This is a genomic window from Faecalibacterium tardum (assembly GCF_040096515.1).
Taxonomy (GTDB): Bacteria; Bacillota; Clostridia; order Oscillospirales; family Ruminococcaceae; genus Faecalibacterium; species Faecalibacterium tardum.
Map to the genome: position 1 here is coordinate 19030 of NZ_JBBMEO010000012.1, position 22464 is coordinate 41493.

The window sequence follows — 22464 nt, forward strand, 5'->3', positions numbered from 1 at the left end:
TCAAACAGGCTTATGGATATTGTATGGCTGATTTTGTCCGGTGTATGCACTCAAAAGACAGTCAAATGATAGCACTTTGCCGGAAAACCCCCATTTTCAAAAAATCGTCGGGCGGCTTACGCCGCCATTATTATTTTTATTTGGGGTTCCCTCCCGGAACCGCCGCCTTGCGGCGGCGGGATGAGGGCGGGATCATCCTGCGGGGGATTAGGCGGCAAAGCCGGGCCGCACACCAGCACAGTAACTGGCACTGCGATTGTTGCCGTTGCCATCCGTGTTGACACACTGGAAACGATAGTTGGTGTTGCAACGAGGGGAACGAAGCCACCACCACACCGCCGTGGACACGGCGGAATGATTATAGGCTACTCTACTATTACCGGCTTTGTAGTAATCGTATTGTGCCTGATAATTCTGTTCATAGCTATTTGCATAGCTTCTTGTTCCGAACACTTCAAATTCAGCAAGCAAGAACAAGTAATCGGTGGTGGCCGTTACATAAGTCTGAACATTGCCGCCACCGTTGGCGGTATTATCGGTGTACTTGGTCACGGGTTGCATAACCGCCCTCAAATCGGCGGGAAGCGCCGCCATCAAGCTATTCGCCAACGGGCTTGTGGGGGTGTTACTGTTGCCCAATACAGTTTTTCTCATGTGTGAAGCGTTCCAACCGCCGCTGTTCGTCTGACTGGTATTCATGCGGAAACCATCACCGGTGTTGTTATAATTGCTATCACACAAAGCAACTGCCGTGGAACCGATCTTCCCGATCTGGAAGTGAATCTTGTTCGCACCTTCCTTGGCGGAATTGTGGTTGAAGCCCAAAATAAAGGCGTTCACGGTCAAGTTGCTGAAAGTGTAATTCCTCACGGTGCCATTCAGAACGATGGATTTCACATCACCAACGGCCCAATAGTTGGCCCCCAAACCTGCGGAACTGACTTCCCGGATGGTTGCCCAACTGTTATCGTTCAGAACCTTGGTGGGCAATGTCACTTCAACGGAACAGGTCTTATTGGCCGGGGCCGTGTGGTTGGTGCCAGCGGCCACGCTGACGGTGATTGTGGCGCTTCCTTTGGCCTTTGCGGTAACAGTTACCACCGAACCGGAAACACTCACAGAAGCCACCGTGGGGGCGCTGGAAGTGGCCGTAATCTTACCATCACCCGCCCTTGTCACGGTGATGGTGTCCGTGGTCTTTGCGGCGGTCAGTTTGATGGAAGTCTTATTCAAAGACAAACTACCAGCGGCCTTGGCAATGCTCCAAGCAACCGTTTTGGCCCCGGTGCTTCCATCAGCCCACTTGTAGTTCGTTTTCGGCGTGAAGGTGGCATTGTAGGAACCAGCGTTCGTGCCGCTGGTAGTTCCTCCAAGCGTCATTTTCCCGCTGTCATAGTTGTTCCAAGCGGGGCTTTGGGCCGAACCGGTATAAGTAAGGCTGTTGCTCTGCGTGGGGATCGTCATGGTGGCGGCGTTGATCGTCCAAGTCACTTCCTTGGCGGTCTGCGTACCGTCTGCCCACTTATACTTCCCTTTAGGGGTGAAAGTGGCCGTGTAGGTTCCAGCATTGGTGCCGGTAGTCACGCCGCCCAAGGTCAGCGCATCGGGGTTATAAGCGTTCCAAGAAGGGCTTTGGGCCTGTCCGTTATAGGTCAGGGTGCCATTCTGCGAAGGAAGAACATTGATGGTATAGACGATACCGGACACAGCATCCAAGGCCGCATTTGCGGCATCCTGTGCGTTCTGTGCGGCTTCCACACAGGTTCCGATCTGGTTCAACAGATACGGGTGGGCGGTCTGATCAAGGTTGTGTTCGCTCACCTTGTTTTGGGCCGTACCTTTGGGATCATAGTTCATGCTGGGAAGCTGTTCGGCGGGAACCTTACCATCCACCAGATCAGCCTTCCCGGATTGACCTTTCTGAAGGGCTTCAACGGCATCCGCATTGGCCTTCATTTGGGTATCAATCTTATCCATGTTTTCATTCTGAACCCCTACATCATAAAATTCAGATTCAAGGGGTTTAGTCAGCTTGTAGTTGGTTGTTTTATTCGCCATTCTTCAAAACCTCGTTTCTCAACTGATTATGGGTATAGGCGGCAAGCTGGGCATGGGTGAACCGCCCAAGTTCCGCATGGGTGTTATAAAGCTGAAGCAAGGTCACAACCATGTTTTGGGGAACAACCCGGTTCAGCAAAGATTCAACATCATTGAAGTTGTTCTTTGCGGCCAACCCGATTTTCACAAGAAGCTGATAGGTGCCTTCTTCCACATCAGCGGAATAGTTACCCTTCCCGCACAGCGTTTCAAGGATGTTCCGAAGCTGGGGCAAGGTGTACGGAAGTTCTTCATTGATCCGGGTCAGAATACGGAACCGGCGATCTTCAAGGCTGTCTGTTCCTTTGGGCGTAATTCCCAAAATCTTTTCCCATCGGGAAAGGCCCATGTTTCCAGCGGTGGGAATGAACTGGTTATCAAGAAGATCATCCGTGGTGTTCCACGCCTTTTCAATTTCCGGCTGTTCGCTCCCCATGATCCCCTGAAACTCCGCATAATCACGAATGACATAGGGAAGATAATCAATCAGTTTGCGTTCCATGCTCCCGCCCCCCTTATCCGTTGATCACGATGGTTCCCGGCTCAATGGTTCCCAAAACCGGGATGTGGTCAAGGGTCAGGGTACAGTTCGCCGCTTCACCGTTGATCTTGGTGTTGGCAATATCCAGAATACCGGTGATTCCCAACAGGCGGCTTTCCACCTGACTGATACGAACCACAAGGGCTTCATTCTGGTCTGCCCAACTTTGGGCCAGTTCCAAGAAGTAACCGTTGATTGCTTCCGTGACATAGGCGGAAACATCATCCCAACTCCATTCCCGCTGATAGTACAAATCGAAGGAAAGGTTGATGGTATCTTCACCCACGCCTTCAACCCTCACCACATGGCCGATGGGGGCAATGCCCACACCTTCACCGGCGTTCTGAAGTGGGTCAACTGCGGTCTGCACCTGATCCACAAGGGCTTCCGAAGGCTTCTTGAAGGAACTGTTGATGATCACCAGCTTCACGGTTCCGCCCACGGTTAGCTTGCTATTGGCTCCCGCCGCATACACGGCATTCAACCACGCCTTGATTTCCTCGGACACACCAGAAAGGCCGCTGATCCAAGTGTCGGTTCCCGTGGGCGGGATCAGCTTGGCCGGGTTCAAATCGCTGTTCCAAACCCGATATACCTTCACACCGCCCACGCCGGGAATGGCGTTCACCTTTTCCAGATAATCCGCACGGTTGCCGCCGAAGGCTTGGGCGTTCAGGCTATCCATGTAACGCTGTCTGAAAATCTCGGTATCTTCTTCATCCTCACCGGGGATCACCACGGCGGAAATGGAACAGGTTTCAAGCCCGTCCACATACTCAATGGGAATCACCGTTCCGGTGTAGTCATTACCGGCTTCACCAGCGGTTTCACAGGTGATTTCATACTTACCACTTCCACGGTCAGCCGAAACATAATAGTTCAGTTCTCCAATGGAAAAGCGGGTGTTCATGGGAAGGTGCAAGGTGGTTGGTGTAATGCTCAACTGCAACACGGCGGAGCTTGCCGGTTGCGGTTTCAGCCCCCTTTCTGCCGCCCTCAAAATGAGATAAGGGCGGGTTGCGGTGTCTGCAAAGGTTTCATTCAGCACCGTATCAAGGGCAATATAAAGATTCTGCAATTCCACGGCGGCGGGGGCATCACCGCACCAAACCAACGAACCTTCACGGGTGTCCAAATTGCCATTGATAGAAAGCGCCTTCTGAAGCATCCGGGAAAGGATTGCTTCATAGGTCTGTGCTTCATACATCAGATTTCAACCCCCAATTCTGCATTGATTTCGCCAAAAATGCTGACCACCGTGAAGGTAGTCAGCACTTTCTTTTTGTTCACCGTAAATTCAAAGTTCTGAACCGCCGTGATCCTATCATCCTGAAGCAAGGCTTCACGAACCCGGCGTTCAATTTCGGGAATACAGTATTCCACATCTTTCCCGATCAGATTATGAAGTTCAACCCCATAATCCCAAGAATGGATCAACCATTCATAGCGTTCTGTGTTCAGGATCAGAAAAACCGCCTGTTCCACAGCTTGGATTTCATCAATGGTGCCGATGATGGTCAGGTTGTTGTGGTTCATCCTGAAAGTACGGCTTGGAAGGGTTTCAATGGTGAAATCCTGTTTAATATCATCCTGCACTTGCGGAATCATCATCAAGCCCCCTTTACTCGGTCAATAACCACGAATTTCTTTCCTTGCTGAACCCGGATCAGAAGCACCTTTTCACCGACCTTCAAAGCGTTGTGAACCTTGAAGGTTTTCTTGCCAACATAGGCGTGTTTGTGGGCTTCATAAGCCGCCGCACCGGAACCACCGCCTTTGTCCTCGGTGCTGTGGTTCACCGTCATATCAACTTCAAAATCAGTCACATTCCGGGTCAGGATCAGCATTTTGGAAGTGTAGATGGATTTCTGATCCACCTGAATTTTCAAGGGTGAAGCGGAAAGGACAGTTCCAAACAGGATGTTCACCGGTTTCCCGGCTTCCACAGCTTCCACCGCCGCCCGTTTTACCACTTCAACAGGATTAGGCAATAAATTCACCCCCGATCAGGTCAAGTTCCATCATGTGTTCATCACCCCTGAAGGTATGGGTGACTTTGTTCACCACCATGTAATTGTTGGTGACAATATCGCCAAGGTTCAGGGCCACCACCACGGCGCTTCCAGCACGAACCCGCACATCACCGAAAGCGTTCTGAATGGTCAGCTTGCGGGTTTTCTGATCGTACAGCTTCAACAGGGCATCCGCCTTGGCGGAAGCGCCCGTTTTGGTCTGAACTTCTTCAAAATACTGAAGAACACCCCATTGGTTCATTTTCGCCCCGTCCTGTGCAATGAACAATTCCCGCTTACCGGTTTTTTCATCGTTATAGGCCAGCTTGATCTTGTTATAGGTCTGTTCATCAATGCTGGATTCATAGCTGAAGTTTTCCCCGGTTTCTTCATCAATCAGAAGGTTCAGCTTCATGGTATTGATGTTCTTCAGGGTCAGCTTCCCGGCATCGTCATACAGAACATAAAGCTGTTTGGTATTCATCAGGGTTTCATCAAGGGCGCTCTGGATCATATCAAACAGGGTTTGGTTTTCTTCCACGATGGTTTCAAGGGTATAACCGGTATCTTCCACCGTGCCAAGGTTCAACCGGAAATCTGTTGCAATGCGCTTCAGAAGGTCGGAAGCCTTCAGCCCTTCTTCCGTGATGGTGTCCTTGTTCTTCAGATAGCGCAACTGATCATAGGCCACAACATCAATGGTGCCGCCCTTGTCACGCTTTTTCTTGAACACAAACCCATAGAACATGGCGGTTCCGTTCACAGTCAGCTTCACCGGATCACCTTCAGCAAAGTTCAGCCCCGGCCCCTTGACAACGGTGAACTCTAACTTGCCGGGGGTTCCCTTGCGTTCCAAGGTCAACTTTGCGCCTTCCTCGACAACGGGGAATTGAATGGTGCTGTTATGCTGGATGAACAATTCAACTGCCAAACGGAATCACCCCTTTCAGGAAGGCAAAGTAAGAACCTGACCGGGATAGATCAGGTTCGGGTTCTTGATTTTGTCCTTGTTCAGATTATAGATTTTCGTGTAATCGGCCCCGTTGCCCAACTGCTTCTTGGCAATGTTCCAAAGGCAATCACCAGATTTCACCGTATAGGTGGCGGCTTTCGGGGCCGTTGTGGTGGGCCGGGGTGCCGCCTTAACCGTTGCGGTGGCGGTTCCCCCGGAAGTTTTGGCCGGTTGCACGGCCACGGTCTTGGTGCCATAGGCTCTGTACTGTTTCAGGTTGATCTTCACCTTCACATCAAAGCCTTCACCGGCATCATCGGTGATTTCATAGGTTTCAAGGCCAACGGTCAAATTGGTGTAATGGAACATCCCGCCACCGGGCTTCTGCCGGTTCAGGATGAATTGGAACGGGGTCTTGCTCACCTTCAGCCGTTCAAACAAGGATAGGTAATAGGCGGCGCTTTGCGCCCCACCGTTGCTGAAGGGATAGGACACTTGGGGAAGAACCAATTCAAAGGACACATCCGAAAGGCCAGCGGCCTTCAGAATGTTGATTTCTTCCCCGTTGATCAGGGTCATGGTCTTGTTCTGGTTATTGATCTTCACCGTCACCTTGGAAGGGGTGATGGGCATAAGCGTTCCCGCCATATACAGTTTATACGCCATTACTCATGCACCCCTTCTTCAGAAACTTCCAGCTTTTCAGCAAAGTCATTGGCCCAAGCATCCATGATCCCATCCAAATCAGCATCTTTGGAAATGTGGTTTTCATTGTGCTGTTCAACCTTGATTTCAGCGGTAGTGAACCGGTTGATTGCTTCACGCTCCGCAATGTCACGAAGATAGGCCAAATCTTCTTCAGCAATATCCAAGGCATCAGCGGTGGCCGCTGTGTTGTTTGCAATATCGCCGGTGTTCCCGTAAATGCTATCAAGATCATTGCCAAGGTTGAAGGCATCCAAAGAATCAGCCCCCATAGAATCCAAGGCGGAAAAATCAAACATACCGGAAACCTTATCGGCCACACCATCACCCCAAGCGGCACCGGAAGCAAAAGCATCAGCGGCCCAACCATCTTGGAAGGTGTCAAAGGTAGACATTCCTTCATTGAAGGCATCGGCAACGCTTTTATATTCCTCAACATTCCCATAGGCTTCAGCGGACTTGGCCGCATATTCGCTTGCTTTGCTGGTGATCCCGGAATAGTCGAACTCAACGAAGGGCAACTTGTTCAGGGCTTCACAAATACCGGCCACAACTGTAAGGGCCGTAGAAAGAAGGTTATAAAACCATCCCTGAACATTGGAAATGACATTATGGAAGGCGGTTCCGATATTGGAAGCACAAGCCCCCAAAGCGTTCCAGATACCCAAGGCAATATTCGCCACGGACAGGCCAAGGTTTTTGAAGAAGGAAATCACAACCATGATTCCCCCGCAAATCACACCGAAGCCGCTATTTGCAATTCCGGTGAACTTGGCAACTGCCGCACACGCCGCATAGATAGCCGCAATGACGGCGATAATCAGAAGGATGATCCATGTAAGGGGGCAAGCCAAAAGCGCCGCATTTAGACCCTGCTGGGCTACCGTAGCGGTGAAAGTGGCTCCCGCTTCCATAGCAGTTGCCGCCGCATGAACGGCCTTGGCCGTTGCCTGAATACCCATAATGGCATTTGTCACCAGCGCCACACCGTTATAAATCAGCATAGCGGCCACAATACCCATGATGATAGGCTGAATCCAACTCCAATTATCAACAATCACCGAAGCAACGGAAATCAGAATATCCAATAGCGAAGAAGCCACATTTGCAACCCCCGCAAGCCCATTGATCAGGGCCGTGGTAACTTGCTGGAACTTGGTGCTATTGGCAATCTGGTTGATCTTGGTCAGGATCGGGGCGAACATGGAAAGGGCTTTATTTTTCATCCCGGCCCAAATCTGCGCCCAAGTCTTGGGCATGGAATCGAACTTTGCGTTGGTTTCATCCGCCATAGCAAACATGGCGTTCTTCACCACTTCAGCCGTTACCTTGCCTTCCTGTGCAACCGTCTTGATGGAACCTTCTGCAATCCCCATATACTTTTCAATAGCTCTTGCGATACCCGGCGCACCGTCCAGAATGGAGTTCAGTTCTTCACCACGAAGCGCACCCGCCGCCATTGCCTGTGTAAGCTGGATCATGGCGTTGCTTTGCTCTTGGGCCGTAGCGCCGCCAATAACAAACTGCTTGTTCACCTGCTCCATGAAGGCAATGACCTGATCCATATTACCACCGAAGGCGTTACCAGCGTTCAGGCCAAGTTTCGCAACGGCGGAAGCGGTATCAAAGTAAACGGATCGGGAACGCTGGGCGGAAGCCATGATCTTCTGTTCCAACACATCCACGGAACCGCCATCATCCACCAGCAGATTCAACCGGGCCTTGGTGCTTGCCAATTTATCCGAAATGTTCTGCACCTTATTGATCCCGACGATACCACCAGCGGCAACGGCAATTTTCTTGATGGTGGACAGAAGTCCATTGGCGGAATTGTTACCCCCACGAATGGAATTATTGAACTTTTGCTGTTCATTATTGGCGTTCCTGATATTTTCTTCAATGGCATCAAAGGCGGTTCCCGCTTTCGCCCATTCTTCACGGGCTTCCCGGATTGCCGCCGTGTCAACGGCTCTACCGGAAGCCTGTTGCATGGATTCAAAGGTGTTCAGCACAACACCCATAGCCTTGTGCATACTCTGAAGGGGGCTGGTAACACCATCATAAAGGGCAATAGCGGTTCGGATAGTTCCCACAGGGATCACCACCTTTCTTGGAGAATGGCCGGGGCCTTAATGGTGTCGGCCCCGGCGCTGTTTGCGTTCAATTTCCTTCTGCTTCTTCTTTTCAGCTTCCACCCGAACATCAATGGCCGCAATGATGAAGGCCCGTTCACGGCGGGGCAAAGCATAAAAGGCGGAAGGTGTCAAATGAAGTTCGTGAAGGCAATAGTAAGCAATGTTCGCTTCACCATCACCTTCACAGATTAGTTTTTTGCTTCATCAACCTCATCCTGCATGGTGGTATCAAAACCACACACTTCCTGAATCTTGGTCAGGTATTCGGCATATTCGCCGGGGGTCAGCATGGTTTTCAGAAGGGCATCAGCGCCCATGACCTTGTAGCTGTCCTGAAGTTCCTTATCATTCAGATTGGGGAACACGGTACAAGCCACGGCCAGCTTGCCAAGGTAAAGATCATAGTCGGTTTCCTTCTGATACTGGTTCTTCTTGCCGGGAACCGGAACACGCTTGGCACAGGACTTCCGAAGGGCTTCATCCTCAGTGCCGGTGATGGTCTTGATCTCCCAAGGAATGGGGTTGCCATCCTCACCCAAGAAGCGTTTGGAAGCAACAAACTTGATGTTCTCAACGGGAACGGCGTTTTCAGCCAAAAAAGCGGACAGGCTCATTGTTTTTTCCTCCTATATTTTGATACGAAAAAAGGCCCCGGCCCCTACCGAAGTAAGGCCGGGGCGCTCTGCTTACTGCATACCGGCCAAAAGGCTGAAGGTTTCGGGCATCTCGAAATCTTCAAAGGTGAAGTCCATATCTTCATCCAAGTATTCCGCATCAGCATCAAACTTGGCAAGCAAGCCGCCATCCATATTGCAATCCTTCAGGATCACGGTCTGACGGCCCACGGAAGAAGTGGGATCTTCATTTGTCACCTGAATGTCAAAATAGACATCCTCGCCGGTGTCCTTATAACGCTTCATCAGCTCACGGAAGATGGAAGTGTTATAGTGGAAGGTGGCGGAACCCGTACCCTTCCAGCCGGTGGCCTTATTGCCCTTGCCGGTCTTGCCCAAAATGGGAACTTCCGTTTTGTTCTTCTCAAAGTTGGCTTCAAGGTTGATAGCCTGCATGAAGTTGTAACGGTTATCCCCGATGGTCACGAAACATTCAGCCAAGGAAGCGGAAACAGCATCCTTGGCGTTCATGATGGTTCTATCTGCCATGATGGTTGTACCTCCTTACTGAACATAGACGGTCATATAAAGCTGTTCCATAGCGTTCACGGGGGTCACATAATCAGTAACCACCACGGATTTCTTGGTATCGCCCTTTTCAACCGTCACATTTTCGCCGCTGAAGTTCTCAATGGCCCGAATATCCTGAAGTTCCGTGTGGTGCTTCACAATATCGTTCCAAAGGGAAATCCGGCCAGCGGCATCATTGGGAACCTTGCCAAGATACTTCTTGCCGAACAGAACGGCAATATCATTGGCGATCTGATCCAAAACTCGGATCGTCTGGTTGCTGGAAAAATCGCTGGACTTTTCATCCGTGATGGAAATGAAGCTGTTAATGTCAGTCAGGACACACACCGCTTCATCCACACGATGGAACATGAAGGAACCTTCCTTGATCCCGTTTTCAAGCTGGGTCTGCGTGAAATCGGTGTCCACATCGTATTCACCATCATAGGTCATGTTGGTGGCGCTCTTATTGACCGCCGTGCCGCCGATCACACCCGTAACCCAAGGGATCAGGGCGGTGGAAGTCTTGTCGGAAGTCAGGCCGTTCTTGACGCTCACAACGCCTTCATAGTCGGCCAGCTTGCGGAAAAGAACCACCTGAAACTTCTTGCCCACATCATCACGCATACGCTTTGCGAAAGCCGCAAACAGGGCGGTGATGGTGGCCTTGCTCTCGGTGCAACCCATAGCGTTGAAGGTGTACGCTTCCGCCTGATCAAGATAGGTCTGATAGTCGGAATCGGCCACGGTGCCATTGGTGCCGCCCGTCAGGGGCAAGGAAGCGGTCAAGGAAAGGGTTCCGCTGGACTTCCAATCCAGATAGTCATTGGCCTTCAGGCCGGTGATAGCGGCCACACCTTCCTGAAGATCAACCTGAACGGTTCCCAAGAAGGTTTCCACATCGAACAGGGGCTTCTGTTCGGTGCTGTTTTCATTGGCCGTGATCACAACCCGAAGATCATTGCCACGGGTGCCGGGGTATTTGGCCGTTGCGTAGGTGTTGGACGCTTTCACGCCGCTGGAACCAAGGCGGAAGAAATGAACGGTCTTGGCGTGAAGGAAGATTTCACGCATGGGCTTCAGTTCATCCGCCGTGTACGCATAGCCGAAAATCTTCTGACTGTTCTTGATGAAGTCAGCCTGTTCCACCGTGAAAATCTTGCCTTCAGGCCCCCAATTCATGGCAAGGGGGATGGTGACAATGCCACGGTCAGAAAGGGTGGCGCTTGCCTGCGCCACAGAAATGAAGTTGATATATGCACCGGGCAGAACCTTGTTCTGCACCAAGAAGGTGCCGCCGCCAAGGGCCATATTAGTTCACCTTACCTTTCATAAAAATCTTTGATCAGCCCATCAATCTGATCATGGGTGTATTCCTTCCCATCTTCCAAAAGGATAGACAGCAGATCACGCCGGTTGGCGTAACGCCTGAAGGTCAACACTTTTTCTTTGGGGAATACCACCGGGGCCGTGATGGGCGGTTCCTGTGCGGTGGTGGCTTTCTTTCTGGTAGCCATTCAATCACCCTTTCTTTGGCTCCACATCCACATCCAAGGTTTCCATTGGGGTTTCCTCGGACGGGCGGGATAGTGTCAGATTGAAGTTGACGAAGAAGTGAAGAACCCCATCTTCAACTTCATAACTCATGGAAGTTCCGTGAAGCACATCCCCATTGGGAAGGGTGATGAACTCCAAACATTCCATCAAATTCCCGGCCATAGTGAACAATTCAGCGTTGTTTCTCCCGCTGGTGGGAAAATAGTGAACATCCAGCGGATTCCGGTTCATGAACCGGTTCTTTTGCAACGGGGAAATGTCAGGCTTCAGAACGGCAATGAAAAAACAGGGTTCTTTGAAGCCCTGTTCCACATCATTCTGATAGATTTTGTACCCGGCCCCAAAGGTGGCGTTCAGCTTCATGGAAACACCTTTGATGATTTCATTGATCAACTGAACACCCCCTTCAAGGCTTCATACAACATATCATTCAGGATGGACGGGGCCAAGGTTTTCACTTCCTGTTCGGAAATCGTCAGCATGAACCGCCCCTTCACCCAACTTGCCTTCAGGGTCTTACCCAAGGCGGGAACATAGCGCCCCGGCGTTTGCCGGTGGCCGTATTCCACATAGGACGCATATTCCAAGTTGTTGATGATGGTCACGGTGTACTGATCCCCATGTTTTTCAATGGGAAGGATCGTCCACGCATCACGCAAGGAACCCCCGCTGTAACCGGCCCAATATTCCTGCTTGGCTTCATCCGTGGCATAGGACGGAACCACGCCAACCGGGGTTCTTTTCTTCACCTTGTTCAGAAGAATTTGGGCAACCTTCTTGGCGGCATCCCGGCAAAGCCGATCCATGTCAACTTCCGAAAGCTGTTGAAGGCGTTCATCCAGCTTCTTCAGTTCCCGGTAATCACACCGGCCCCATCTTGCCATCAAGCCCACCCCCTGAAGGGTTCAAGCATGATTTCTTGATGGTTGGAGAAAACGCCCGGTTCACCGGAACGGGAATAGGTGAAGGTTCGTTCCACATCATTTGGCCGGGTGACAATGATCTTGCATCCTGCGGGAACCTTCACATCCGGGGAAAGGAACAGCTTCACCACCTGTTGGGCGGTTGCCACTTCATCCCCATTGGTTGAAGTTAATGTTTCAAAAGACAACTTGCACGGCTGATCCTGAAGAAGCGGCTTTTCTTCAGAATCCGTCAGGTGGGTGACAGGATCGGTGACTTCCTCACGAATGAAGATAGAACACCGATCCTTCCACAACCGTTCCAAGGCGGTTCGCACGGCCTTATTCACCATACCAACCGCCTATAACGGTAGATTTCACCAATGCGCCCGTTGATCAGATAATCAATCAGGCTGTTCAACCTCTGTTCAGGGGTTGAACTACCTTCACCAAGGGCAAAGGTAATGTTGGTGTCACCTTCCTGAATGGATTTCACCGCCGCATCCAAATCAAACCCTTCAAGCTGTCCAGAACACTTCTTCATGTTCAGGTATTCGCCCACGGCCATAGAAACGGCCAGACTTTCCAACCCCTCCGGGATTTCGGAAAGGTTGGAAAGATTTTTGATCCGCCATTGAACATTGGTCAAAACCATATCCAACAACGGATCATCAGCGGCCCCCGCCACGCCAAGGGCCGTTAGCATTGCAACCGCTTTATCACGCAACGGGGTTCACCGCCTTTCTTACGCCGCCGTGATTTCGTACCAACCCTTGGTCTTGGGGTTGTCACCGGAACCGGGCGTGACCTTCACATAGCCGATACCGGAAGCGGCGTAATAGGTCTTGTCGCTGGAAACCGTGGTGTCAGCGGTGACAGCGGCGGAACCGGTGATGATCTTCACCGCCTTGGCTTCATTGGTCATAGCCGCAAGGTAATACTTGCGGGAATAAACCGTGTTGCGGCGGATGTTGCCTTCACGCTCCTGTTCCACTTCCGTACCCTTCTTATTGAACAGGGTAACAGCTTCCTTGGTGGCAATGACCACCTTGCCGGTTTCGGCGTTCTTCTTGGTGTAGATGTTGATACCGCCCACGGTGCCAACATAGCCCTGCTTGGCGTATGCTTCCACATACTTCAGATCGTCCTTCAGGGCCTTACGAAGTTTCGCCATATCAGCGGGGTTGACGAAGCCGAAGATGGTCACACCTTCAAGGTTTTCCAGATTCAGCATGGCCGCACCATCCACAAAGGCATCAAAGCCAAGGGCGGTGGTCACGATGGTCATGGTGGCCTCGTTGAAAGCGCCGAAAATGTCAGCGTTCACGGTGTTGAACATATCCGTACCAGCGTGACGGGTGCCGGTGGTGATCACCATGGGATCGGTCATGGCTTCCTCGTCATAATACTGGAAGCGGTTCTGTGCCATCTGAATCCGGTATTCCTTTTCGGTGTAACCGGCTTCAATGGTCTTGGTGTTGCCAACACCCATAGCCAGCTTTTCGGTGCCATCGGTGGCCTTGTACTTGTGAATCTTGCGAACCATACCAGCAACGCCGGTCAGGTTGTTGTCCACGGTGCAAAACTGCTGAAGATCAAGGTGGCTCTGGTACTGATCTTCAATTTCGTTGGACAGGAAAAAGTTATCGTAGCAAGTGTTTGCCATTACTCATTACCTCCATAAAGTTCTTTGTATTCGTCAGGATGGTTGACGGAATAATTGTAGCGGTCAATAGGGGTCATGGCCTTCAGCTTTTCAAGGGTCATGCCGCCTTCAGCGCCATCACCCTTTTCAGCGGATTTGGCCCCCTTGAACTTGGTGCCGGTGGACTTCTCAAAAAGAAAAGCCGTGTCCTTGCCTTCCACCAGCTTCTTGACTTCATCATCAAGGCCCTTGACGGTTCCATCCTCCGCCAATTCAGCCTTACCGATGAAATCAACCAACAGCGCCTTAACAGCGGTGTTGTTCTTGGCCTTGGCTCCGGTCAATGCCATATCAACGGCGTTGCCAATCTTCAATGCCTTCATTTCGGCTTCATGGGCCTTCTTCTGGTTGGCGTTATCGGTCTGAAGCTGGGTAATCTGATCCTGAAGCGCCTTGGTGTCGCCTGTGGACTTCTTCAGCGTTTCAAGCTGGGTGTCACGCTCTTTGATCGTGTTCTTTGCGTTGGTCAGTTCGGTGTTGACCTCATTGAAGCGGCTTTTGGTGACGAAGGAACCGTTTAGGCCCTCCATGACCTTGTTGGCCTGTTCCTCGGTCAAGCCCCATTCCAGCAGTTTTTCCTTTGTCATAGTGATAACCTCCAAATCCTTTTTTACCGTGGGTTAGGAACCACGATTTCATTTAGATTTCTGTTTACCGCCCACAAATCCAAAACGGCGATGGTATGAAAAAACCACCACCGGCCAAAGGCCGGGGTGGTCAGATCATCAATATAGGGATTTTTCATCCAGTTCAGGTGGTCGGTAAGGGGTTCCCTTATCCAAACAATCTTGAATAATGGCTTCCACTTCCGCTTCCTCGACACCCATCAGGGCGAACAGGGGGAAGTTCTCATGAAATCGTTCAAGATATTGTTCAATCAGTTCAGCCATTTTCAACACCCCTTTCACGGCTGATTTGCAATCACCTTCAACATATCTTCATACATGGCATAGGACTTGGGAAGATATTTCTTGATTGTTGCCAAACTTTCCGGGGAAGTCATGGTTGCGGAAGTCATTTCCGCAAAGGCTTCAGTTCCAAGGCCCCAATCAATCCCGTTGTAAGTTCGGGTTGTCCAGTAGGAACCACCACCATGACCAATGCCACAGCGGATTTTTCCACGGGTGGCCCCTTCCAATATATCAGAAAGATCACCGTACTGCAATGGGGTCAATGCCTTCACTTCCGCTTGAACGGCGGCATAGGCATAAGATTTTTTTGCCTTGAACCCACCATACTTGATGTAATAATCAGCGGTAGTTTGCGACATCCAGCCTTTTTGTACCCAATACGGGAAATCATCTTTATGGGCCTTCATGTCAGCAAGAACCCGATCCACCCAATCATTCACTTCATCCTTGATGGTTTGGGGAAAAGCCCCGCCCTTGTAAGTAGAAGAAAAATGCCATTGACCATTCGGGGTTCCAAGCTGTGCCGCAAGCCCATCAATAGCATGGCCGCTTTCATGGAAGGTGGTTGCGTAAGGGGCGCTCCAAGAACGGCCTTTAGAATCGGCATCAATATTCACATAAATATTTTTGCCTTGGCAATATGCGCCGCCTTGATGGTCAGCCTTTGCAACCTTGATTTGGTTTTCATACTTATCCCAAGCGGCCTGAAGGTCAGAACTTTGGCAAGCGTCCACACGATCACGAATCTGATCATAATGGTCTTTGCCGAACTTCTTTCCAAACTCGGTGTTGTAGTCACGAAGCGTTTTGGCAACACCGGCCCCGGTTGCAACGGTCAAGCCAGCCTTGGAACCGCCGTTCACGAAGGTCTGAACCCAATCAGCATATTTCATGTTGGCGGGAACATAGTACACATCCCCATCAGCGTTCCGGGCGGCTCTTTCTCCGGCATACTTGGGATCAATGGCCGGGGCCGTAGTTCCTCGACAGTTGGGATGGAACGGCGGCACGGTCACACCGGGTTCATATTGGGAAATGGGGATCACCTTACCATCAAGCCCACCACAAATGGAACAGGTATGGGAATCCAGCGTTTCAATGATTTCCACCATTTCAACATCCAAATCCTTGTAACATTCCTTGGTGGCAACGGCGTTGAAATAGGTGGTTTCAGTATTAACCAACCGCCCCGCCTTATACCGATGAACCCCGAACTGCTTCTGAATGGCTGTGGTGATCTTGGATGGGGAATCACCCCGAAGAAGCCCTTGCGTCAGGCTCTTACTGACCGAACCCACCAGATCATTCTTGTTCAGCCAACAGCGATCCCGGAAGGTTCGCCCGTCCGTTGTCCAAGGCTTTGAAAGCAAGGTTTCAAGTTTCTTCTGATCCAGCCCGGTAATATCCCAACCAAGGCCCACACCCTTCTGAACCTCAAAAGCCGTGTGGGTATAGCCATTGCCCACAACCTTCTTCAATAGGGCATCCAGACTATCAACCTGATTGCCGTACAGCAATTCAAGCTGTTGCTGAATACCTGTCTGAACAGCTTCAAGGCGGGAAATGTGGAACCGGGCAGACGCATTTTCCAGCTTCTTCAGCCATGCCGCATCCAACCCGGCCTGTTCACCGATCTTGATATACTGTTCAACGCTCCAATGAAATTCTTCAAGCTGTCCAGCGGTCAGCCATTTCCGGGCATCGGTCAGGCTGATTTGGTTGTTCACCGCAAAACGGGCATACCAGCTTTCAATTTCCTTCTGAACGGAACGCTGTGCATCCAAATACAATTCTTCCATGCCCTGAATAGTCTTTTGGGCTTCTCTGTGGGCGCTGTCCTCCAAGATGGAAAACCGCCCACGCCAATAATCCGCATTTCTCATGGGCCGTTCCTCCAATCCTGAAAAATGGTGCTGAAGGTGGGATTTGAACCCACACGCCTTGCGGCAACGGATTTTGAATCCGCCGTGTCTGCCTATTCCATCCACTTCAGCAAATAAGACTTCCCCATCAGGGCTGAAGGCCCCGCAAGCATTTTCAGCCAAGTCCAACAGGGAAGCATGGTAGCCCGTGCCGGGATCGAACCGGCGTTACCGCCGTGAAAGGGCGGTGTCTTAACCGCTTGACTAACGGGCCATGATGGGCCGGGGAAGGGAATTTCACCCTTTGGCGGGTAGGAGTAATAGCACCCCGCCACACTCAAGGTCTGCCCCGGCATATATTGTGAAACGGCGGGGGTTATTCACCCTCGCCATTGTCACCTTTGTTCTGGTTGTCGGTCTGGAAGGCCCCGGCGTATTCCTGTGCCTGTTCCATTGCTTCATCCTTTTCCTTACGCAACCGGGCCAGCTCCACTTCAACATCCGTAACCCACGGGTGCTGTTCCACAATGGTTTCCGTGGACAGAATACCAACGGACTTGGAACAGTTTTCAATGGATTCCGTTTCATTGATTAGAATGTCACGGTTGAACACGATCTGAAGTTCAGCGCCTTCATAATCGCCCAAGCCCCTGTTGCTGAAATCCTGATTGATGAACCACAACAGTTCTTCAAAGGCCGCTTGGAACTCGGTTTCCATGCCGTTTGCGTCAAGGTCAATGTCAGAATACATGGATTGAATGTTCATTTGATTGGGGTTGCCACTCAAACGATCATCCTTGGCATCGTAACCACGGGCATTTTCAATCAAGGACTTCTTCAGAAGTTCCAAAATGCCCTTGTAGTTCTCTGCATTGATTTCAACCTGAAGGGTTTCAACCCCGCCATCCTCACGAACCTTCACGGCTCCATAGGTGGAAAGGTTGTGGCGGAACTCACCAAGATTTTCACCATCATAGTTCTTCAGAACCAGAATGGTGTTCCGTGCGTCCTCTTGCATATTGTTTTCAAAGTCGGAAATCATGGTGTTGATTCCGTCCTGAAGGGTTTTCACACGGCGGATCAGGGGGATTTCCTGTTTGTTATACTTGAAGGGAACCAGCGGAATCCTTGTCCAGTTGAACCCCTTGGGTTCTTGGCCTTCTTCCTCAACCATGAAATAGTTTTCGTGTTCACCGGCTTCCACATCGGCAATCAGCATATCATTTTGATAGATATACCGGTAAATGCCATCGGCTTTGAAGATTTCCACCTTCTCCACCTTTTCCTTCTGGTAGCCGTTCCACACTTCTTGGGTGTAGTAACGAATCGCACAATCAAGGATGGTGTGATCATCGTCAGCCCAAAAAGGAAGAATGTCATAGGCCGGGAAATGCTTGAAGGACAATTCACCAGCTTCATTGTAGTAAGGATAAAGCCAACCAAGGCCACCGTTCAGGGCATCTTCACAAACATATTTCAGAAGCCGGTAAAACCGTTTGTTGAAAACCTTGCCCAAAGCATCCGTGTAACCCTTATCCTGACAGTTCAGGGTGAAGGGCTTGCCCACAAGGTAGTTGGTTTTCTGATCCACCATCAGGGCATATTGGTTATCAATCAGGCGGTTGTTCGGAAGGTTCGTCACCACCTGAAGTTGACCGTTTTCACCAATGATTGTGCGCTGACGCTGAAGAATGTCATGCTGTCCTTCATAGTACAGATCACCTATAACCTGATCCTTGCGGCGCTGACTATTCTTCCATTCCTTGATTTCAGCGGCGAAGAACTGATTTTCAGTCATGCCGGTTCGCCCACCCTGAAGGATCAGGCGGTTGATACGCTCCATAGCGTTATCCAGAAACATATTCACTTACCGCCTTTCTTCATTGCTTAATAAACGCAAACACACGGAAACCGTGCGTTTTTCGTGTGTTTTGTTACTATCATGTTATTAGTCGAAGCTGAAGGCGGGGCCAACCAACATATCTTCCAGCCCGTAACGCATAGCGTCCATAAGGTGGTTGAAATCATCAATGGGAACATTGATCTTGGCCCCGAACTTATCTTCTGCCCATGTGTAGTTTGAAATCTCTGTGATGAAGTTCACGCATCGGGGATGAACAATGATGGTGTAACCCTGAATGTACTGGATTCCGTTGTTCACGCTGTCCTTGCCCTTCCGGGCGGCTCTGATACGATGAAGGCCAGCATCCCGCAATTCATCAATGCTCTTGGGTTCGGCACAATCGGCCTTGATCCGTTCCTTGCCGTAGCCCATGCCGGTGATCCGGTCACAGATTGCCCGGTTTGTCAGAGCCTTTTCATACAGTTCATCAAAAACCCAAATGGTTCTTTCCTTCTCACTCACCAGCCCACAGAACAGGGCCGTGGGATCGTTGGTATAACCGAAGTCAAGGCCGAAGGCGCTTTTCACATCAGGCTTCTTGGAAATAGCCAGATAATCAAAGGCTTCTTCCCGCCAATTATCGAAAATCAGGCCATCCACAATGCCCCAACCCCCAAGGCCAGCCACCTTGTAACGGCGGGGGTTGTTTTCCTTCATGGTGTTGAACACCTTCAAATCCGCCGTGTCCAGCCATTCATTACACAGGTAATTGGTGGTTGTGGCGTAAATCTGCCCATCCGGGCTGATCCAGCTATCATGAAACTTGTATGTGGGGTTCCCTTGGGCATCCTTGCCGGTGATCTCCCCGAAGAAGCGTTTCCTGATCCAATGCTTTTCGTTCCACGGGTTGAATGTCAGCGTGATTTGCTTGAACAGGCCGGTTTCTTCCGGGATAGCACCACGAATGGATTCATCCAGCATATCAAAATCAGCTTCATTCATGATTTCGTATGCTTCTTCAATCCAGCACCAGCACAAAAACCCTATTTCAACCGTAATTGAAGTAACCTTCAGGGGATCATCAAGGCCCCGAAAGTAAATCTTCTGACCGGTGGGAAGGTAGGTCATTTCAAGGGGGCTTTCTTTGATTTCCCAATAGGCTGAAACCCCAAGGCGGTTGATTGCCCATTTCAGTTCGGTGAAACAGGAATCTTTCAAGGTTCTGAACACCTTGCGAACCACAAGGGTATTGGCTTCCGGGTATTGCATCATCCGTTTGATGATGTTCAGGGCCGTTGTCTTGGATTTCTTGGAAGCACGGCTTCCCTTACACACCCGGTAACGGCCTTTGAAGTTCCAGAAGGTTCCGTAACCCTTACCAACCACTTCAGGAAGGTGAACCCGCTTGGCCTGTGGGCTAATCTTCAAGTTGATCATCCCCCGTGATAATCACCGGAACGGCCCTTTCCACACCTACCTTGTCCGTGAACATACCATAACGCTTGCCAATCAGTTCAGCGGCCTTCAGCCTTTCCTTGGCTCCAACCTCTTTCTGTGTCAACTCTTGGCAACCGTCACCGCAAAGAATCGGGATTTCTTCAGTATGTTCACCCCGCATCACCGAAGTCAGGTATTTCATGACTTCTTCAGCGTCAGCGATCTTGGCCGAATGAAGTTTTTCAAGTTCAGTTTCGATGTACGCTTTCAAGTCAGGTTTTGCAAGGTTTTCAGAACCCGTTTGCTTTGCGGTCTTGGGCGAATACCCCGCCTTGATTGCCGCATCCGTAGCATTGCCGCTGATCAGGTATTCATCACAGAACTTCCGCTGTCTTGGTGTCACAGGTATTCACCCCTTTCATCAGGCATAGAAAAAGCGCCCCGGTTTCCCGTAGGCGCAATTTCTTATTTACTATTCTACCGATTCTTTACTCTGTTTGGAACCGGTGGCACTCTGGTTTTCTCGGTTGTTTAGAAAGTCGCTGTTTGCCTTGGCAAAAGCAAGTAAACCCTTTCCGTGAAGTTCAAAAACCCATTGCATAGAATAATTCAGTTCTTCAGAAATATCTTCCCATTTTTTCAACTGAATATAGCGCCCGATCAGAATATTTTGCTGATCAAGGTCAGGAATCCGGTTGATCATGGTGAACGCTTCCTGTTTCATGCTCACAAGTTCATCAATCCGGGCATTGATCTTGGCTTCAAGATCAATAATCTTGGTGATGGTTTCTTCAAGGGTATTCTTGGGGCCTGAAGTCTGAACCTTGTCCTGTTTCAGTTGGCTTCCGGTAGAAGTCAAGCTGGAACGCAAGGTTGCAATGGTACTATCAAGCCGATGGATCAAACGATCCGTTTTCCTGATTTGGGCAAAGTATTCTTTGGCCTGTTGGGAAAGGTCTTTGTCATTCACTATGTAACACATCCTTTCTGGAATAAATGTTGAAGGGCATCAAACGCCGGTATTTCAAGGGCTTTCGGAAAATCCTTCAACATTCAAGATCAGAAATGCCTTCTTCACTATTATTACATTCTTCATATACTATATATTTTTTCTTCTAAATAATTGAAGTAATCTGTTGAATGTTGAATGTTGAAGGATTTCACAGAAAATCAAGGTATTGCAAGGGTTTCAGGGCCTTCAACATCATTCCACATATTATTGAAGGCCGCTATTCCAACCCCTACTGAAGAAGCACCTGTTCAGGCGTTCCGGTTGTTCCACTTCTCCAACTGCTCACCCCTCAACGCCAACGCTTCCAAGAAGCAACCGTTCTTAGGGTGAACATAGAAAGTTCTGAACGGAATATCCGCATATTTCTTTGCAAGCGGGTTCAGCCGGTTTTCCTGAACCAAATCAGCCCCGCAAAAAGGACACGGCTTATTTTTCATCGGTATTCCCTCCCGGTCTTACGGTCTTTGATTTCAATGCGGTTCAGAAGTTCAAACCCCGCCAAACGGGTGATGTACTTCAGGACGAAGATCAGGGTGTTCACCCGCTTCTGCTGTTCATCCTCGTCACGGATGATATTCTTTGTGCCGTGGTAGGCTGTCGGATCGTGATACCCTTCAGCATTTTCCCAAGGTTTAGGCATCGGTTTTCCCTCCTTCTTCTCTGTACCATTCTTCAATGTCACACCCAATGTCCTTCAGCTTTTTACGGGCCAACCACCCATCATCGGCTTGTTCCATCAGGTAATGTTCCCGTAGCTTCAAGGTTTCGGCATAGAACAGCTTCCACGCCAGCTTCAGGCGCTTTGGGCCAAAGCCAAATTGGGTGTGAAGCATCCACAGGATGGATGATTCTTTGTCCATGTCAAAGGCCCGATCATTTTCCACAATCTGTTTCTTGATTTCCTGATCCAAGGCCCGTTCTTCAGCTTTGTTGAACTGAACGGCGAAGATTTTACCACCGGACTTCTTAAACATCGGCATGGTATTCACTCCAAATATCATCGAAGCAAACCGGAATCAGGGCGTGAACCTTGTCCAACAGGATCAGGGCCACTTCCCGCATCTGCGGGTGTGCGGCGGGTGAACAGCGCAACTTCAGGAAATGCCGCCATTCACGAATGTTGGCCGTCATGACCACTTCCGTTTTCAGGCTGTTGGGCAGAACGGAACGGGCTTCTTGCGGGGTGGCTCCTGATTTCAACAAAGAAAAATAGCATTGTTCAGAGATCAGACAAGCGTTTTTCCATGCCCAATACAAATCAGAACCTTCAGGCCAGAAGCAAGGTTCAATCACCGTGATTTCCTCACCGAACTTGCCCTTGCCGTAGTTGCAATAGCGGGTGGATTCCTGACAGTAAGAAGCCATCCGGTGGCGGACGATCTCATGAGAAACCCCACGATCACAAATGAACTTCACCGTGAAGGAACAATGTTCCAAAACCGCTTCATGCCCACGCTTGATGATCCCGGCAACGAACTTTTCAGCGGAACCTTCCGTGATTTTGTCCTCGGACTTGTAGCAGACACGGCCACATTGTTCCAGCCGCTTCAGAATAGTGGCCCCATCAATCGGGGTGATGAACTGCACATCAGGCTTGATAATTTTCATT

28 protein-coding genes and 2 tRNA genes are annotated in these 22464 nt (G+C 50.2%); all 30 read right to left on the reverse strand.

The genetic code is table 11. The annotated features are described in order from the left end of the window. Positions 1 to 207: 207 nt before the first annotated feature. Entirely contained in the window at positions 208 to 2058 is a 1851-nt protein-coding gene (locus tag WMO44_RS08745; RefSeq protein WP_349152360.1) for a DUF6273 domain-containing protein, read from the reverse strand. After that, on the reverse strand, positions 2048 to 2599 hold the full coding sequence (locus WMO44_RS08750) for a putative phage tail protein (RefSeq protein ID WP_187031862.1): 552 nt from the start codon (positions 2597 to 2599) through the stop codon (positions 2048 to 2050). Before WMO44_RS08750 ends, WMO44_RS08745 begins: the two co-directional genes overlap by 11 nt. Before the next feature lie 13 nt (positions 2600 to 2612). Beyond that, positions 2613 to 3845 (reverse strand): baseplate J/gp47 family protein, encoded by a 1233-nt coding sequence (locus WMO44_RS08755; RefSeq protein ID WP_349152361.1) that lies wholly within the window; start codon positions 3843 to 3845, stop codon positions 2613 to 2615. Next, positions 3845 to 4249: a DUF2634 domain-containing protein gene (locus tag WMO44_RS08760; protein ID WP_349136473.1), complete on the reverse strand. Its 405-nt coding sequence runs from the start codon at positions 4247 to 4249 to the stop codon at positions 3845 to 3847. The genes WMO44_RS08755 and WMO44_RS08760 overlap by 1 nt, the downstream gene beginning before the upstream one ends. Continuing rightward, a complete protein-coding gene (locus WMO44_RS08765) occupies positions 4249 to 4629 on the reverse strand; it encodes a DUF2577 domain-containing protein (RefSeq protein WP_349136474.1) in 381 nt (126 codons plus the stop codon). The genes WMO44_RS08760 and WMO44_RS08765 overlap by 1 nt, the downstream gene beginning before the upstream one ends. Next, positions 4622 to 5581 (reverse strand): XkdQ/YqbQ family protein, encoded by a 960-nt coding sequence (locus tag WMO44_RS08770; protein WP_349136475.1) that lies wholly within the window; start codon positions 5579 to 5581, stop codon positions 4622 to 4624. Before WMO44_RS08770 ends, WMO44_RS08765 begins: the two co-directional genes overlap by 8 nt. A 15-nt stretch (positions 5582 to 5596) precedes the next feature. After that, the gene (locus tag WMO44_RS08775) at positions 5597 to 6268 is read right to left on the reverse strand and encodes a LysM peptidoglycan-binding domain-containing protein (RefSeq protein WP_349136476.1); all 672 of its coding nucleotides are present in this window, start codon (positions 6266 to 6268) and stop codon (positions 5597 to 5599) included. Beyond that, complete coding sequence (locus tag WMO44_RS08780) at positions 6268 to 8400, reverse strand: tape measure protein (protein ID WP_349136477.1); 2133 nt, start codon at positions 8398 to 8400, stop codon at positions 6268 to 6270. The genes WMO44_RS08775 and WMO44_RS08780 overlap by 1 nt, the downstream gene beginning before the upstream one ends. Before the next feature lie 230 nt (positions 8401 to 8630). Next, positions 8631 to 9056: a phage tail assembly chaperone gene (locus tag WMO44_RS08785; protein WP_097791524.1), complete on the reverse strand. Its 426-nt coding sequence runs from the start codon at positions 9054 to 9056 to the stop codon at positions 8631 to 8633. 72 nt (positions 9057 to 9128) lie between these two features. Then, on the reverse strand, positions 9129 to 9605 hold the full coding sequence (locus tag WMO44_RS08790) for a phage tail tube protein (protein WP_187031852.1): 477 nt from the start codon (positions 9603 to 9605) through the stop codon (positions 9129 to 9131). A gap of 15 nt (positions 9606 to 9620) precedes the next feature. Then, on the reverse strand, positions 9621 to 10937 hold the full coding sequence (locus tag WMO44_RS08795; protein ID WP_349136478.1) for a phage tail sheath C-terminal domain-containing protein: 1317 nt from the start codon (positions 10935 to 10937) through the stop codon (positions 9621 to 9623). An 11-nt stretch (positions 10938 to 10948) separates the two neighbouring features. Beyond that, positions 10949 to 11143 carry a hypothetical protein gene (locus WMO44_RS08800; protein ID WP_349136479.1) on the reverse strand — a complete coding sequence of 65 codons (195 nt, stop codon included), beginning with the start codon at positions 11141 to 11143 and terminating at the stop codon, positions 10949 to 10951. Between the two features lie 4 nt (positions 11144 to 11147). After that, entirely contained in the window at positions 11148 to 11576 is a 429-nt protein-coding gene (locus WMO44_RS08805; RefSeq protein WP_349136480.1) for a phage tail terminator family protein, read from the reverse strand. Next, complete coding sequence (locus WMO44_RS08810; RefSeq protein WP_349136481.1) at positions 11573 to 12067, reverse strand: HK97 gp10 family phage protein; 495 nt, start codon at positions 12065 to 12067, stop codon at positions 11573 to 11575. The genes WMO44_RS08805 and WMO44_RS08810 overlap by 4 nt, the downstream gene beginning before the upstream one ends. After that, positions 12067 to 12438 (reverse strand): hypothetical protein, encoded by a 372-nt coding sequence (locus WMO44_RS08815; RefSeq protein ID WP_349136482.1) that lies wholly within the window; start codon positions 12436 to 12438, stop codon positions 12067 to 12069. The genes WMO44_RS08810 and WMO44_RS08815 overlap by 1 nt, the downstream gene beginning before the upstream one ends. Beyond that, positions 12432 to 12812 (reverse strand): head-tail connector protein, encoded by a 381-nt coding sequence (locus tag WMO44_RS08820; RefSeq protein WP_349136483.1) that lies wholly within the window; start codon positions 12810 to 12812, stop codon positions 12432 to 12434. The genes WMO44_RS08815 and WMO44_RS08820 overlap by 7 nt, the downstream gene beginning before the upstream one ends. Before the next feature lie 18 nt (positions 12813 to 12830). Next, positions 12831 to 13751 carry a hypothetical protein gene (locus tag WMO44_RS08825; protein ID WP_349136484.1) on the reverse strand — a complete coding sequence of 307 codons (921 nt, stop codon included), beginning with the start codon at positions 13749 to 13751 and terminating at the stop codon, positions 12831 to 12833. Further along, on the reverse strand, positions 13751 to 14377 hold the full coding sequence (locus WMO44_RS08830) for a phage scaffolding protein (protein WP_349136485.1): 627 nt from the start codon (positions 14375 to 14377) through the stop codon (positions 13751 to 13753). The genes WMO44_RS08825 and WMO44_RS08830 overlap by 1 nt, the downstream gene beginning before the upstream one ends. A 138-nt stretch (positions 14378 to 14515) precedes the next feature. Further along, entirely contained in the window at positions 14516 to 14680 is a 165-nt protein-coding gene (locus WMO44_RS08835; protein ID WP_349136486.1) for a hypothetical protein, read from the reverse strand. A 14-nt stretch (positions 14681 to 14694) separates the two neighbouring features. Continuing rightward, the gene (locus WMO44_RS08840; RefSeq protein ID WP_349136487.1) at positions 14695 to 16584 is read right to left on the reverse strand and encodes a minor capsid protein; all 1890 of its coding nucleotides are present in this window, start codon (positions 16582 to 16584) and stop codon (positions 14695 to 14697) included. A 25-nt stretch (positions 16585 to 16609) separates the two neighbouring features. Beyond that, positions 16610 to 16695: transfer RNA gene (locus tag WMO44_RS08845), tRNA-Leu, on the reverse strand. Between the two features lie 67 nt (positions 16696 to 16762). Beyond that, positions 16763 to 16837 (reverse strand) — tRNA-Glu (locus tag WMO44_RS08850). 102 nt (positions 16838 to 16939) lie between these two features. Next, positions 16940 to 18424: a phage portal protein gene (locus WMO44_RS08855; RefSeq protein WP_349136488.1), complete on the reverse strand. Its 1485-nt coding sequence runs from the start codon at positions 18422 to 18424 to the stop codon at positions 16940 to 16942. Between the two features lie 87 nt (positions 18425 to 18511). Further along, on the reverse strand, positions 18512 to 19843 hold the full coding sequence (locus WMO44_RS08860) for a PBSX family phage terminase large subunit (protein ID WP_178849064.1): 1332 nt from the start codon (positions 19841 to 19843) through the stop codon (positions 18512 to 18514). Continuing rightward, complete coding sequence (locus WMO44_RS08865; RefSeq protein WP_097791510.1) at positions 19824 to 20246, reverse strand: terminase small subunit; 423 nt, start codon at positions 20244 to 20246, stop codon at positions 19824 to 19826. Before WMO44_RS08865 ends, WMO44_RS08860 begins: the two co-directional genes overlap by 20 nt. A gap of 69 nt (positions 20247 to 20315) precedes the next feature. Further along, positions 20316 to 20813, reverse strand: a complete 498-nt coding sequence (locus WMO44_RS08870) for a DUF1492 domain-containing protein (RefSeq protein WP_179859467.1) — start codon at positions 20811 to 20813, stop codon at positions 20316 to 20318. Positions 20814 to 21103: 290 nt separating this feature from the next. Next, a complete protein-coding gene (locus WMO44_RS08875) occupies positions 21104 to 21292 on the reverse strand; it encodes a hypothetical protein (RefSeq protein WP_097791508.1) in 189 nt (62 codons plus the stop codon). Then, entirely contained in the window at positions 21289 to 21495 is a 207-nt protein-coding gene (locus WMO44_RS08880) for a hypothetical protein (protein ID WP_216572464.1), read from the reverse strand. The genes WMO44_RS08875 and WMO44_RS08880 overlap by 4 nt, the downstream gene beginning before the upstream one ends. Beyond that, a complete protein-coding gene (locus WMO44_RS08885; RefSeq protein WP_349136489.1) occupies positions 21488 to 21835 on the reverse strand; it encodes a hypothetical protein in 348 nt (115 codons plus the stop codon). Before WMO44_RS08885 ends, WMO44_RS08880 begins: the two co-directional genes overlap by 8 nt. Beyond that, positions 21822 to 22463: an FAD-dependent thymidylate synthase gene (gene thyX / locus WMO44_RS08890; protein WP_349136490.1), complete on the reverse strand. Its 642-nt coding sequence runs from the start codon at positions 22461 to 22463 to the stop codon at positions 21822 to 21824. Before thyX ends, WMO44_RS08885 begins: the two co-directional genes overlap by 14 nt. Position 22464 lies beyond the last annotated feature (1 nt).

Coding starts and splice junctions, on each gene's coding strand:
- WMO44_RS08795 (WP_349136478.1), bottom strand. CDS start 10,937: ATGGCCCTTGGCGGCGGCACCTTCTTGGTGCAGAACAAGGTTCTGCCC.
- WMO44_RS08810 (WP_349136481.1), bottom strand. CDS start 12,067: ATGGCAAGATGGGGCCGGTGTGATTACCGGGAACTGAAGAAGCTGGAT.
- WMO44_RS08755 (WP_349152361.1), bottom strand. CDS start 3,845: ATGTATGAAGCACAGACCTATGAAGCAATCCTTTCCCGGATGCTTCAG.
- WMO44_RS08840 (WP_349136487.1), bottom strand. CDS start 16,584: ATGAGAAATGCGGATTATTGGCGTGGGCGGTTTTCCATCTTGGAGGAC.
- WMO44_RS08815 (WP_349136482.1), bottom strand. CDS start 12,438: ATGGTGAATAAGGCCGTGCGAACCGCCTTGGAACGGTTGTGGAAGGAT.
- WMO44_RS08880 (WP_216572464.1), bottom strand. CDS start 21,495: ATGCCTAAACCTTGGGAAAATGCTGAAGGGTATCACGATCCGACAGCC.
- WMO44_RS08785 (WP_097791524.1), bottom strand. CDS start 9,056: ATGAGCCTGTCCGCTTTTTTGGCTGAAAACGCCGTTCCCGTTGAGAAC.
- WMO44_RS08790 (WP_187031852.1), bottom strand. CDS start 9,605: ATGGCAGATAGAACCATCATGAACGCCAAGGATGCTGTTTCCGCTTCC.
- WMO44_RS08800 (WP_349136479.1), bottom strand. CDS start 11,143: ATGGCTACCAGAAAGAAAGCCACCACCGCACAGGAACCGCCCATCACG.
- WMO44_RS08760 (WP_349136473.1), bottom strand. CDS start 4,249: ATGATGATTCCGCAAGTGCAGGATGATATTAAACAGGATTTCACCATT.
- WMO44_RS08775 (WP_349136476.1), bottom strand. CDS start 6,268: ATGGCGTATAAACTGTATATGGCGGGAACGCTTATGCCCATCACCCCT.
- WMO44_RS08825 (WP_349136484.1), bottom strand. CDS start 13,751: ATGGCAAACACTTGCTACGATAACTTTTTCCTGTCCAACGAAATTGAA.
- WMO44_RS08745 (WP_349152360.1), bottom strand. CDS start 2,058: ATGGCGAATAAAACAACCAACTACAAGCTGACTAAACCCCTTGAATCT.
- WMO44_RS08750 (WP_187031862.1), bottom strand. CDS start 2,599: ATGGAACGCAAACTGATTGATTATCTTCCCTATGTCATTCGTGATTAT.
- thyX (WP_349136490.1), bottom strand. CDS start 22,463: ATGAAAATTATCAAGCCTGATGTGCAGTTCATCACCCCGATTGATGGG.
- WMO44_RS08875 (WP_097791508.1), bottom strand. CDS start 21,292: ATGAAAAATAAGCCGTGTCCTTTTTGCGGGGCTGATTTGGTTCAGGAA.
- WMO44_RS08860 (WP_178849064.1), bottom strand. CDS start 19,843: ATGATCAACTTGAAGATTAGCCCACAGGCCAAGCGGGTTCACCTTCCT.
- WMO44_RS08830 (WP_349136485.1), bottom strand. CDS start 14,377: ATGACAAAGGAAAAACTGCTGGAATGGGGCTTGACCGAGGAACAGGCC.
- WMO44_RS08885 (WP_349136489.1), bottom strand. CDS start 21,835: ATGCCGATGTTTAAGAAGTCCGGTGGTAAAATCTTCGCCGTTCAGTTC.
- WMO44_RS08855 (WP_349136488.1), bottom strand. CDS start 18,424: ATGTTTCTGGATAACGCTATGGAGCGTATCAACCGCCTGATCCTTCAG.
- WMO44_RS08835 (WP_349136486.1), bottom strand. CDS start 14,680: ATGGCTGAACTGATTGAACAATATCTTGAACGATTTCATGAGAACTTC.